At 28.5% G+C, this 1,718-nt stretch carries 3 protein-coding genes; all 3 read right to left on the minus strand.

Annotated elements, in window-relative coordinates; genetic code table 11:
• Window positions 1–472 (minus strand): 2-nitropropane dioxygenase (locus tag SVN78_10940; protein ID MDY6822122.1); only part of this gene is annotated, 472 nt, incomplete at its 3' end.
• 93 nt (window positions 473–565) lie between these two features.
• The gene (locus tag SVN78_10945; protein ID MDY6822123.1) at window positions 566–1,288 is read right to left on the minus strand and encodes a 4'-phosphopantetheinyl transferase superfamily protein; all 723 of its coding nucleotides are present in this window, start codon (window positions 1,286–1,288) and stop codon (window positions 566–568) included.
• On the minus strand, window positions 1,275–1,718 hold a 444-nt coding region (locus SVN78_10950; GenBank protein MDY6822124.1), incomplete at its 5' end, for an AMP-binding protein. The genes SVN78_10950 and SVN78_10945, both read right to left, overlap by 14 nt.

Raw genomic sequence — 1,718 nt, forward strand, 5'->3', positions numbered from 1 at the left:
CCGGTGAATAAATCAGGTTACTTCCGAAGGATAAATTCTTATCACCTATATCATCTAAAATTTCTTTAACAGAACTTTCTACCTTATCTGGAGAAAAACCTGCAGTACCAAAAAAAGCTAACATACCAGCTTTAGCCATAGTTGTAACCATTTTTACTGAGGTTATCCCTCTATACATTGCGCCAGCAACATAAGGAAACCTAACATTATGAACCTCTGTAAATGATCTATCTCCTAGCCATTCAGGGTAAATGGGGGGCAAAACCCCTATTAATCCATAGTTAATATTATCATCTATTGAATAATCAATATTTCCTTCATTAGCTGGAAACAATATTCCCGTCTTCATATTCCTTATTACATAAACTGGTTTTCTAACATTATTTATTATTTCTATATAGTCTTTTAATTCTGGAATATTTTTCTTAGGTTGCCAAGATCCAATTATATCAAAACTCCCATTTTCTACCATAATCCATCCTTTGCTAGTTTAGTAAAATTATGTTTAATACTTTATTTACCAAGTATACCATTAGCAATTTATTGTTTTATTGTCAACTATAAATTAATGATAAACTAAAGTATAACAATAATCTTTTGATAAAATTCTAAAATTATATTTATATTCTAAGCCTCTGTAAAAATATGTCCCATGTGAACAATCTTTATCTTCAATTTGACTATTAAGTGTTAAAGTTCTAAAATCAGAACTTAAACCTGTTCCATAAGCCTTAAGCATAGCTTCTTTAAAAGTCCATAATCTGTAAAAAATTAAATATTTTTCATTATTGTCACTGCCCTGTATAATATTATACTCATCTTTGTTGTAAAAATTTCTAGCAATACTTACAACATCCCTACATCTATCTATATATTCTACATCAACCCCAATTTGACTGTCCAATACAAAAACAAATAATATTAAATCTTTGGAATGTGATATATTAAAATTTAGATTAATCTTATTAATGCCACCCCCTAACTTTGGTTTTCCCCTGTTATCATAAATAATTGATACATTTCTAGCTTCGATATTTAAATATTTACTTATTAAATACCTTAATATGCCTCTTGAAAATACAAATCGCCTTTTATCCTTATTAAACTTATATCTTTCAAATCTCTTTTTTTCTCTTTCATTCAAAAGATTATAATAAACATTAAAATTCTTTTCTACAATCTCATTTGTGGTGTTAATAATCCATATATGTATAACATCTTTTTCAATATTGAAATAGCTGTTAAGATTAGAATTATTGAAAAAGTATAATTTTTTACTTTTCACCATAATACTTGTCTATTGCTAACAAGCGTAATTTTTTCTTATCAGTTTTTTGGATAAGAGTCATAGGCATTTCATTTACAAAATATATTTTCTTCGGTATAGCATATTTAGGGAGATTTCTGGTAAGATAGTTTAAAACAGACTTCTCGTCCAGATGCTTACCATCCTTTAGTTTTATAAAAACTATTACCCTCTCACTTCCTTTTCTTTCTTTATCGGGAATTCCTACTGTAGCAGCAATCTCTACCTCATCTAATTGGTATAAAATTCTGTCAACCTCTAGCGAATAAACCTTAAAACCTGAAACATTTATCATATCCTTTACTCTGTCAACAACGTAAAAATAACCATTATCATCTATTTCTACTACATCCCCAGTTCTTACAAACCCATCTTTTTCAATACCAGAACCTACATCCGGATAATATCCTAA

It is taken from the genome of Deferribacterota bacterium (assembly GCA_034189185.1).
GTDB lineage: Bacteria > Chrysiogenota > Deferribacteres > Deferribacterales > UBA228 > UBA228.

Coding starts and splice junctions, on each gene's coding strand:
- SVN78_10945 (MDY6822123.1), bottom strand. CDS start 1,288: ATGGTGAAAAGTAAAAAATTATACTTTTTCAATAATTCTAATCTTAAC.